The sequence below is a fragment of the Pseudomonas sp. genome (genome assembly GCF_049590575.1).
GTDB lineage: Bacteria > Pseudomonadota > Gammaproteobacteria > Pseudomonadales > Pseudomonadaceae > Aquipseudomonas.
This window is the reverse complement of sequence record NZ_JBAWDE010000085.1, coordinates 1-9,876: the sequence shown is the minus strand read 5'-3', so window position 1 is coordinate 9,876 and position 9,876 is coordinate 1. Positions and strand designations below refer to the sequence as shown.

Here is a 9,876-nt window from a genome sequence, read left to right as displayed (position 1 = left end):
CCCACAGGGGAATGTATTTCAACTGTGGGAGGGGGCTTGCCCCCGATGGGGTCAGTGAATCCAGCACACACGCTGGCTTAGTTGAACTCATCCCCCACCGGGTACCGGCTGTCATTCAAACTTTCTTTGATCTTGCGCAAGTGCGGCTGGAAATCCACGCCACGACGCAATGTCATCCCGGTGGCCAGCACGTCCAGCACCGTCAACTGAATGATCCGCGAGGTCATCGGCATGTAGATGTCGGTGTCTTCCGGCAGTGGAATGTTCAGGCTCACCGTGCTGGCCTTGGCCAGGGGCGAGTTCTCGGCCGTCACGCCCAGCACGGAGGCGCCGTTTTCGCGGGCGATGCGCGCCACTTCCACCAGCTCGCGGGTACGTCCGGTGTAGGAAATGATCACGAACAGCTCGCCCGTATGCGCCACCGAGGCGATCATGCGTTGCATCAGCACGTCGGCGTGGGCGGTCACGGCCAGGTTGAAACGGAAAAACTTGTGCAGCGCGTCCATGGCCACCGGCGCCGAAGCGCCCAGGCCGAAGAAGTGGATCTGCCGCGCCTGGATCAACAAGTCCACGGCCTTGCTGATCAGGGCCGGGTCCAGGGCCTGGCAGGCACTGTCCAATGATGCGATGGCGCTGCCAAAGATCTTCTGGGTGTAAGCCTCAGGGTTATCATCGGCCTCCACGGCGCGGCTGACATACGCCGCACCACTGGCCAAACTTTGCGCCAGCTGCAATTTAAGTTCAGGGTAACCACTGACGCCGAACGAACGGCAGAAGCGGTTGACCGTCGGTTCACTGACCGAAGCGGCTTGGGCGAGGGCTGCGATCGAGAAGCGGGTGGCCTGCTGCGGGTTGAGCAGGATGACCTCGGCGACTTTTTTCTCAGCCTTGTTCAGTTCTTCGAGGCGGTTCCGGATCTGTTCCAGAAGATTTCGCACGCGGTCCATTCAGTCTTTCCTTCGGGCGACGATGCAAATTATGAGCGGTAGCCAATCGACGAGTGGCTGTTTGCGGTGGCCTATCCTACTGAGGGTAGCTGAACACCACCACTCGGAATGCGTTTTTCGGGAAAATGTTGTGGTTATTACTACATTTTTCCTTGAGTGATGCCTTGAAAAAAGGTATTTGTAGCTTAACTTGATAAAAGAACAAACATCATGCCTTCGATAACCGTAGAACCCTGCACCTTTGCCCTGTTTGGCGCCTTGGGTGATCTGGCGCTGCGCAAGTTATTTCCTGCCCTCTACCAACTGGATGGCGCCGGGCTCCTGCACGACGACACGCGCATCCTGGCCCTGGCCCGTGAAGCCGGTTCCGAGCAGCAGCACCTGGCCCATATCGAAAAAGAATTGCGTAAATACGTCGGCAAGGAACTGGACGAGACCATCGCCCAGCGCTTTCTGGCACGCCTGACCTATGTCCACGTCGACTTCATGAAGGCCGATGACTACGTGGCCTTGGCTGAAATCGCCGGCACCGAGCAGCGCCTGATTGCCTACTTCGCCACGCCGGCAGCGGTGTACGGCGCGATCTGCGAGAACCTGTCCAAGGTCGGCCTGGCGGAAAACACCCGCGTGGTACTGGAAAAACCGATCGGCTCGGACCTGGAGTCCTCGCGCAAGGTCAACGACGCCGTGGCGCAGTTTTTCCCGGAAAACCGCACCTACCGCATCGACCATTACCTGGGCAAAGAAACGGTCCAGAACCTGATCGCGCTGCGTTTTGCCAACAGCCTGTTTGAAACCCAGTGGAACCAGAACTACATCTCCCACGTGGAAATCACCGTGGCCGAGCAGGTAGGCATCGAGGGGCGCTGGGGTTATTTCGACAAGGCCGGCCAACTGCGCGACATGATCCAGAACCACCTGCTGCAACTGCTTTGCCTGATCGCCATGGACCCGCCGGCCGACCTGTCCGCCGACAGCATCCGTGACGAGAAAGTGAAAGTGCTCAAGGCCCTGGCGCCGATCAGCCCGGACGGCCTGACCACCCAGGTGGTGCGCGGCCAGTACATCGCCGGCTACAGCGCCGGCAAGGCCGTGCCGGGTTACCTGGAAGAAGAGAATTCCAACACCCAGAGCGACACCGAAACCTTCGTCGCGCTGCGTGCCGATATCCGTAACTGGCGTTGGGCCGGGGTGCCGTTCTACCTGCGCACCGGCAAGCGCATGCCGCAGAAACTGTCGCAGATCGTCATCCACTTCAAGGAACCGTCCCACTACATCTTCGCCCCCGAGCAGCGCTTGCAGATCAGCAACAAACTGATCATCCGCCTGCAACCGGACGAAGGTATTTCCTTGCGCGTGATGACCAAGGAGCAGGGCCTGGACAAGGGCATGCAACTGCGCAGCGGGCCACTGCAACTGAATTTTTCCGACACCTACCGCAGCGCCCGGATTCCGGATGCCTACGAGCGGTTGCTGCTGGAAGTGATGCGCGGCAATCAGAACCTGTTTGTTCGCAAAGATGAAATCGAAGCCGCGTGGAAGTGGTGTGACCAGTTGATCGCCGGCTGGAAAAAATCCGGTGATGCGCCCAAGCCGTATGCGGCCGGGTCCTGGGGGCCGATGAGCTCGATTGCACTGATCACGCGGGATGGGAGGTCGTGGTATGGCGATATCTGAATTGAAACTGCCTCAGGGTGTAACGGCCCATGAGTACCCTACGCCCGTGCTGCTGGCGGACGGCTTGGCCAATGATGTGGCGGGTCAATTGCGTGCGGCCATCAGTGCCCGTGGTGAGGCGGTTCTGGTGGTGTCCGGTGGCCGTAGCCCCGTGGCGTTTTTCCAGAACCTGGCCAAACAGGCACTGGACTGGTCCAAGGTCACCATCACCTTGGCCGACGAGCGCTGGGTGCCGGTGGAACACGCCGACAGCAATGCCGGCCTGCTGAAGAAATACCTGCTGCAAGGCCCGGCGGCCAAGGCCCGATTCCTGAGCCTCTACAACGTTGCCGCGAACCTTGAAGACGCCGCCGAACTGGCTGATCGTCAGTTGGCAGAGTTGCCGGCCATTGATGTGCTGGTGCTGGGCATGGGCGATGACGGCCATACCGCGTCATTGTTCCCTGACAGCCCCAACCTGGGCGAAGCACTGCAGGCCGACGGTACTCGCCGTTGCTGGCCGATGCTGGCGCCGACCGTGCCACACCAGCGCCTGTCCATGAGTCGCGCGTTGCTGGCCTCGGCAACCTACACCGCACTGTCGATTTCCGGCAGTTCGAAATTGACCACCTTGAGCGCCGCGCTGGCCAGTGATGACGTTGCTGCCATGCCGATTCGCGCGTTTTTGCAACCTACAATAGAGATTTACTGGTGCCCATGAGCCAAGGATCAGCCGCTATGAAAAGCCCTCAACCGACCGTGTCCATGGCGGATAAAGTTGCCCTGATCGACAGCCTCTGCGCCAAGGCGCGGATCCTGCCGGTGATCACCATCGCCCGCGAACAGGACATCCTGCCGCTGGCCGATGCCCTGGCAGCCGGTGGTTTGACCGCGTTGGAAGTGACCCTGCGTTCCGAGTTCGGCCTCAAGGCCATTCAGGTACTGCGCGAGCAGCGCCCTGAACTGTGCACCGGTGCTGGCACCGTGCTCGACCGCCATATGCTCGAAGCCGCTGAGGTGGCCGGCTCGCAATTTATCGTCACCCCAGGCATTACCCGCGACCTGCTGGAAGCGTCGGTGCACAGCCCGATCCCGCTGCTGCCTGGGATCAGCAATGCGTCCGGCATCATGGAAGGCTATGGCCTGGGTTATCGCCGCTTCAAGTTGTTCCCGGCTGAAGTCAGTGGCGGCGTGGCTGCAATCAAGGCCCTGGGCGGCCCGTTTGGCGAAGTGAAATTCTGCCCGACCGGCGGGGTTGGCCCGGCCAACATCAAACACTACATGGCGTTGAAAAACGTGATGTGCGTGGGCGGTAGCTGGATGCTCGACCCGGAATGGGTCAAGAACGGCGACTGGGCACGCATCCAGGAAGTCACCGCACAGGCGCTGGCATTGCTGGACTGAGCTGATTTACCGAATCGTTGTTGCTGTGCTTAACGGCATTTTTGCGGTGCACTTGGTCGGTGTACCGCTTTTTTTTGCCTGCAGGAAATAGAGGACAAACACCCATCCCACAATGTTAATGGGTGTTTAGTTCGGTGATAGCGCTGACCAGCACATGGATGTCTGACGCAGACGTCACCAGCCCCGGCGTGACTCGAATACAGGTCCCAAACGCCGCGCCTGTGCGCGTGGTGGTGAACAGGTGGTGCTCCTTGAGCAATCGATCCACCATCACCGCTTGATCGCGCCCAGTGAACTTGAACGCCGTAATCCCGCAATACAGGCGCGGATCGTCCGGCGTCAGCACTTCAATCCCTGGCAGCGACCGCACCTGGCTCACCCATAAATCCCGCAGGAAATTCACCCGCGCACCCTTGGCCGCCGAGCCGCCCAGGGCACGGTGTTCTTCCAGTACCAGCGGCAGCGTCATCAGCGCCGGAAAATTCGGTGTGCTGTAGGGCGTACGCGCACGCACGTCGGTGGTGGGGTAGTGGAACTCGCCCATGTCCGGGTCGATAGCCGCCAGGCGCTCCGGGGCGATGTATAGGAAGCCCAGGGTCAGCGGCGCGCCGATCCATTTATGCAGGTTGAAGCCGGCGAACTGAATACCCAGCGCCGCCAGGTTGAACTCGATCTGGCCCAAGGCATGCGCCCCGTCGAGAATCACGTCGACACCTTGCTCGCGGGCGGCCTTGGCAATCGCCTCGACCGGCATCACCAGGCCGGTGCGGTGGGTCACATGGGTCAGCGCCATCAGCTTGAGGCGCGGGTACTGCGCGAATGTCTCGCGATAGGTCTGCAGCAGGCTGTCGAAACTGGCCGGGTGGCTGTGGGAGATTTCGATCACCTCCACGCCTCGGTAACCCGCCAGCCAGCGCATCGCGCCTTTCACCGTGTCGTACTCCAGGTCGCTGATCAGCACCTGATCACCCGGTTGCAGGCAGTTGTAGTTGCGGATCAGCGACTGCAAGGCTTCGGTGGCGTTGCGGGTGAAGGCAACCGCCTCGGGGTCTGCGTCGATCAGCCCGGCCAGCTGGCGACGAATCTCGACGTTCTCAGCGGTCTCGAAGCGCTGGCGCACATGCAGCGAGTTGCTGCGGTTGATGAACGCCACGTGCTCCAGGTACTGCGCCTGTACCGCGCGGCTCATACGGCCGAAGTAGCCGTTTTCCAGATTGATCGGGCCAGGCTCCAGCGCATAGCGCTGGGCGATGGTTTGCCAATGGTGTTCGTTATCTGCATTCCTTGGCATGGCGGGCTCTTAATGGCGCGGGGCGGGTTTGCCGTGTTTGGCGCGCAGCGGTTCCAGCAGTTCGGACAGGCCGTTGTGGTCGATTTCCTGCATCAAGGCCAGTAAACCGCCCAGTTCGCCGTGGGGGAAACCTTCACGGGCGAACCAATTCAAGTAGGGCCCGGGCAGGTCGGCGATGATCCGCCCCTTGTATTTGCCGAAGGGCATTTGCCGGGTGATCAGCAGTTCGAGTTTTTCGGGGTTCATGGGCTTCAAGCGTTTTGAGTCGAGGCTTTCGAAAATACAGGCATTCTGCATGAAGGCCAAATGACAGATCATGCAAATAACGTACATACAGATGGTTCAATAATTTATAAGCTATTGAAATATAATATAAAAGTTATTTTTCAAAACCTGGCACGAGCGCTGCAATCATTAAGACAACCTTTCTCAACTGCCATAAGGAATTGAAAAATGACTGACATCAATAAAGAATCGATCTCCGTACTGAACGACCTGATCGAGACCAGCATCGACGGCCAGAAAGGCTTCAAGGAATGCGCAGAAGACATTAAGCATCCAGAACTCAAGGCTCTGTTTGCCAAGCGCTCCGCGGACTGCGCTTCCGCCGTTGCCGATTTGAAGACTGCCGTGCGTGCCCTGGGTGGTGATCCGGAAGATTCCGGTTCGGTAGCCGGCGCTTTGCACCGTGGCTGGGTCGACGTGAAGTCGATGGTCACCGGTAAAGACGAAGAAGCCGTGCTGAACGAAGCCGAGCGCGGTGAAGACCACGCCCTGAAGGCTTACAAAGAAGCGCTCGAGAAGATCAACAAGCATAACCTGGCGGGTATTCGTGACCTGGTTGAGCGTCAGTTCCACGGCGCACAGCGCAATCACGACCAAGTGAAAGCCCTGCGTAACCAGGCTCGCGCTCAGTCGTAAGCCCGGCGCTGTAAAGCTGTAAAAAATGTGGGAGGGGGCTTGCCCCCGATGGCGAAGTGTCAATCACTGAATCCAGTGCCTGAACGACCGCTATCGGGAGCAAGCTCCCTCCCACATTTGCGTTGCGCTGATTTCAGCCAATGCTGATTGGCGGCAATTCGGTCAACGTCACAACCTGCTGCTTGCGCGGCGCAAGGATTTCCGCCTCGCCGTCTACCACCAGCTCATCGCGCTGGTTGAACACGCGGGTGGCGATGCGCACGCGAAACTTCGGCAGCTTCTCCAGAATTTCCAGACGCACGGTCAGGGTATCGCCGATTTTTACCGGCTTTTGAAAGCTCATCTGCTGGCCGATGTAGATAGTGCCAGGCCCAGGCAACTCACAGGCAACCGCCGCGCTGATCAGTGCACCGCTGAACATGCCGTGGGCGATACGCTCTTTGAACATGGTCGCCTTGGCGTACTCGGCGTCCAGGTGCACCGGGTTGTGGTCGCCGGACATCGCGGCGAACAACTGGATATCACGCTCTTCGACAGTCTTGCTGTAGCTGGCGGTCTGGCCGACTTCGAGGGCTTCGTACGGGGTGTTGGTTACCTGGGTCATCTAAAGGTGCATCCTGTGGCTAATCGGTAATTTAATCGGCTTAGTTCAAAGGCTTAGTTTAAACGGCTGATTTTCAAAAAGAAGTTATTCGCAGCGAGTCGGCCTGCGCAGGGTCAGAGCCTGGTCGAGCCACGTCAGCACATCCGCCGTGACTTCATCGCGGTTGGTTTCATTGAACACTTCATGGCGCGCCTGCGGGTAGATATTCAGTTGCAGGTTCTGGCAGCCGGCTTCACGCAGTGCATGGGCCAGGTTTTTGAGACGCTTGCCTTCACTCACCGGATCACATTCGCCGCCCATCACCAGGATCGGCAGGCCCGGATCGATCTGCGCGAGATTGGACGCTTTGCTGATTTGCTGCAAGCCACCCAGCAGGTCGATCCACAGCTGGTTGGTGCAGCGGAAACCGCACAGTGGGTCGTTGATGTACAGGTCGACCTCGGCCGGGTCGCGGCTGAGCCAGTCGAACGCGGTGCGGTTAGGTTTAAAGGCCTTGTTGAACGAGCCAAACGACAGGCATTCAATCAGCGCACTGCGCCCCCGCAAGCCCTGGCGCAGGCGTTCGGCGCGGGCGATCACCCGGGCTGCGCGGTACAGCGCCACCGGTTGAAAATTCGAGCCGCTGAGGATCGCGCCGTTCAGGCTGGCGCTGTGGTGCAGCAGGTAAGCCTGGGCGATATAGCTGCCCATGCTGTGGCCCAGCAGGATGATCGGCAACCCCGGCTGCTGCTGGCCGATATGCTGGTTGAGGCTGGCCAGGTCGCCCACCACTTTGTTCCAGCCATCCTGCTCGGCGTACAGGCCCAGGGTGCCTTCGTCGGCGGTGCGGCCATGGCCACGCTGGTCCAGCGCATATAAACCGTAACCGGCGCCGCACAGCGCTTGGGCCAGGCGCGCGTAGCGACCGCCGTGCTCGGCCATGCCATGGGACAGCATCACCACGGCCTTGGGCGGGCCGTCGGGCATCCATTGGTTGACGTACAGGCGGCTGCGGTCATTCGCGGTCAGCCAGAAGGTGCTGTGGTTCATGGCGCTTCCTTTGCTCAGGGTCGTTGCAGTGTATAGCTCATCCCGGCGCTGATGGCTGATCAACGCAGGGCCTTGTAGGAAGATTCACGCAATTAATGACGCGCCTTCCTGTATTTGCCTGCTCGGCCATAGCTGCTAACGTCCCCAAAGCTCCGCTTTTTATAAAAGTGGCCGGACACACTCAGGTAAGAGGACAAGAATAATGCAACCTGATTTCTGGAATGACAAACGCGCGGCGGGCGTTCCCAATGACATCGACCTCACGGCCTACAAGTCGGTAATCGAAGTCTTCGAGCGTTCCTGCAAGGCCTTTGCCGACCGGCCGGCATTCAGCAACATGGGCATCACCCTCACCTACGCCGAGCTTGAGCGCCAGAGTGCGGCGTTCGCCGGTTACCTGCAACAGCACACCGACCTCAAGCCTGGCGAGCGCATCGCCGTGCAAATGCCCAACGTGCTGCACTACCCGATTGCCGTGTTCGGTGCCTTGCGCGCCGGGCTGATCGTGGTCAACACCAACCCGCTGTACACCCCGCGCGAGATGCGCCACCAGTTCAAGGACGCCGGCGTGCGTGCGCTGGTCTACCTCAACCTGTTCGGTTCGCGGGTGCAAGAAGTGTGCAGCGACACCGAGATCGACTACCTGATCGAAGCCAAGATGGGCGACTTCATGCCCGCCGCCAAGGGCTGGCTGGTCAACACCGTGGTCGACAAGGTGAAAAAGATGGTCCCGGCGTATCACCTGCCACGCGCGGTGTCGTTCAAACGCGCACTGCGCCTGGGCGCCGGCCTGGGCGTGACCCGTCACCCGGTCACCCTGGACGACATCGCGGTGCTGCAATACACCGGCGGCACCACCGGCCTGGCCAAGGGCGCGATGCTCACCCACGGCAACCTGGTGGCGAACATGCAGCAGGTGCGCGCCTGCATGTCGCAGACCGGCGAAGACGGCCACCCGCTGATCAAGGAAGGGCAGGAGGTGATGATCGCGCCGCTGCCGCTGTACCACATCTATGCATTCACCGCGAACTGCATGTGCATGATGGTTTCCGGCAACCACAACGTGCTGATCACCAACCCGCGCGACATCGGCGGCTTTATCAAGGAGCTGAAGAACTGGCGCTTTACCGGGCTGCTGGGGCTCAACACGCTGTTTGTGGCGTTGATGGACCACCCCGACTTCAAAAGCCTGGATTTCTCCCACCTCAAGCTCACCAACTCCGGTGGCACGGCGCTGATCAAGGCCACGGCCGAGCGTTGGGAACAAATCACCGGCTGCGCGATTGGCGAGGGCTACGGCCTGACAGAAACCTCACCGGTGGCCAGCACCAACCCCTACGGCAACAAATCCCGGCTTGGTACCGTGGGCATTCCGGTGCCGGCCACGGCCATGAAAGTGATTGATGACCAGGGCGTCGAGTTGCCCCTGGGCGAGCGCGGCGAGCTGTGCATCAAGGGCCCGCAGGTGATGAAGGGCTACTGGCAGCAACCGGCCGCCACCGCCGAGGCGCTGGACGCCGAGGGTTGGCTGAAGACCGGCGACATTGCAGTGATCGACGACGATGGCTTTGTGCGCATTGTCGATCGCAAGAAAGACCTGATCATCGTCTCGGGTTTCAACGTATACCCCAACGAGATCGAAGACGTGGTGATGGCCCACCCGGCGGTGGCCAATTGCGCGGTGATCGGTGTACCGGACGAGCGCACGGGGGAGGCGGTCAAGCTGTTCGTAGTGGCGCGTGCCGAGGGCGTGAGCCTTGAAGAACTCAAGAGCTACTGCAAGGCCAACTTCACCGGGTACAAAGTGCCCAAGCAGATTGTGTTGCGTGACTCATTGCCGATGACGCCGGTGGGCAAGATTCTGCGCAGGGAGCTTCGCGACATCGCCTGACCATGAATTGAAATGCAATCAAAATGTGGGAGGGGGCTTGCCCCCGATAGCGGTAGCTCAGTCGATACATTCAGTGACTGAAACACCGCCATCGGGGGCAAGCCCCCTCCCACATTTTGATTGCATTTCAATT

10 protein-coding genes are annotated in these 9,876 nt (G+C 60.0%); 5 read left to right on the top strand and 5 right to left on the bottom strand.

The window, feature by feature from the left end:
* Window positions 1-77 precede the first annotated feature (77 nt).
* Window positions 78-938 (bottom strand): MurR/RpiR family transcriptional regulator, encoded by an 861-nt coding sequence (locus tag WBR57_RS06505; protein WP_170039859.1) that lies wholly within the window; start codon window positions 936-938, stop codon window positions 78-80.
* 219 nt (window positions 939-1,157) lie between these two features.
* Between WBR57_RS06505 and zwf the strand changes: the two genes are divergently transcribed.
* Genes zwf through WBR57_RS06490 form a run of 3 tightly spaced genes read left to right on the top strand, consistent with a single transcriptional unit; the run spans window position 1,158 to window position 4,007 of the window.
* Entirely contained in the window at window positions 1,158-2,624 is a 1,467-nt protein-coding gene (gene zwf / locus WBR57_RS06500) for a glucose-6-phosphate dehydrogenase (RefSeq protein ID WP_122541617.1), read from the top strand.
* Window positions 2,611-3,324 carry a 6-phosphogluconolactonase gene (pgl, locus tag WBR57_RS06495; protein WP_424083126.1) on the top strand — a complete coding sequence of 238 codons (714 nt, stop codon included), beginning with the start codon at window positions 2,611-2,613 and terminating at the stop codon, window positions 3,322-3,324. Before zwf ends, pgl begins: the two co-directional genes overlap by 14 nt.
* A gap of 17 nt (window positions 3,325-3,341) precedes the next feature.
* Window positions 3,342-4,007: a bifunctional 4-hydroxy-2-oxoglutarate aldolase/2-dehydro-3-deoxy-phosphogluconate aldolase gene (locus WBR57_RS06490; protein ID WP_048726837.1), complete on the top strand. Its 666-nt coding sequence runs from the start codon at window positions 3,342-3,344 to the stop codon at window positions 4,005-4,007.
* Between the two features lie 115 nt (window positions 4,008-4,122).
* Here the strand turns inward: WBR57_RS06490 and WBR57_RS06485 are convergent, their stop codons facing one another.
* Together WBR57_RS06485 and WBR57_RS06480 are read right to left on the bottom strand one after the other, a co-directional pair.
* Window positions 4,123-5,298, bottom strand: coding sequence for an aminotransferase class V-fold PLP-dependent enzyme (locus tag WBR57_RS06485; RefSeq protein ID WP_424083125.1), 1,176 nt, complete (start codon window positions 5,296-5,298; stop codon window positions 4,123-4,125).
* Between the two features lie 9 nt (window positions 5,299-5,307).
* On the bottom strand, window positions 5,308-5,544 hold the full coding sequence (locus WBR57_RS06480; RefSeq protein WP_008056784.1) for a DUF3820 family protein: 237 nt from the start codon (window positions 5,542-5,544) through the stop codon (window positions 5,308-5,310).
* A gap of 207 nt (window positions 5,545-5,751) precedes the next feature.
* Here WBR57_RS06480 and WBR57_RS06475 point away from each other — a divergent pair, with 207 nt between their 5' ends.
* On the top strand, window positions 5,752-6,219 hold the full coding sequence (locus WBR57_RS06475) for a ferritin-like domain-containing protein (RefSeq protein ID WP_424083124.1): 468 nt from the start codon (window positions 5,752-5,754) through the stop codon (window positions 6,217-6,219).
* 133 nt (window positions 6,220-6,352) lie between these two features.
* Here the strand turns inward: WBR57_RS06475 and WBR57_RS06470 are convergent, their stop codons facing one another.
* On the bottom strand, window positions 6,353-6,823 hold the full coding sequence (locus WBR57_RS06470) for a MaoC family dehydratase (protein WP_003175719.1): 471 nt from the start codon (window positions 6,821-6,823) through the stop codon (window positions 6,353-6,355).
* Between the two features lie 84 nt (window positions 6,824-6,907).
* A complete protein-coding gene (locus WBR57_RS06465; protein ID WP_424083123.1) occupies window positions 6,908-7,852 on the bottom strand; it encodes a lysophospholipase in 945 nt (314 codons plus the stop codon).
* A 202-nt stretch (window positions 7,853-8,054) separates the two neighbouring features.
* On the opposite strand from WBR57_RS06465, the gene fadD2 reads away from it, so the two are divergent.
* Entirely contained in the window at window positions 8,055-9,743 is a 1,689-nt protein-coding gene (fadD2, locus tag WBR57_RS06460; RefSeq protein ID WP_424083122.1) for a long-chain-fatty-acid--CoA ligase FadD2, read from the top strand.
* Window positions 9,744-9,876: the final 133 nt, after the last annotated feature.